This is a genomic window from Paraburkholderia sp. SIMBA_053 (assembly GCF_046534895.1).
Taxonomy (GTDB): domain Bacteria; phylum Pseudomonadota; class Gammaproteobacteria; order Burkholderiales; family Burkholderiaceae; genus Paraburkholderia; species Paraburkholderia caledonica.
On the sequence record NZ_JAWRXU010001832.1, the window covers coordinates 1 to 233 of the forward strand.

1 protein-coding gene is annotated in these 233 nt (G+C 69.1%); it reads left to right on the plus strand.

What is annotated here, in order from left to right; all coding sequences use genetic code 11:
- Window positions 1-233, plus strand: a 233-nt coding sequence (locus SB753_RS41855; RefSeq protein ID WP_410805792.1) for a hypothetical protein, incomplete at both ends; no start/stop codon positions are given.

Sequence of the window (233 nt, forward strand, 5' to 3'; positions counted from 1 at the left end):
ATGAGGTCGCCGCCGAACTGGAGTCCGACGACACCGCAAGCGGCCGCACGGCGGCTCGCAGGGCGCTCGCCTCGCGCCCCGACCCCGCGGTGCGGGCTGATGCGTGGGAGCCGGCCTGGAACGACAGGTCATTGAGCAACGACCATCTCGATGCTGTGATCGCGGGTTTCCGCGCCGGCGGGCGCCGTGATCTCATCGCAGACTACGACGCGAAGTACTTCGAGAGGATCGGC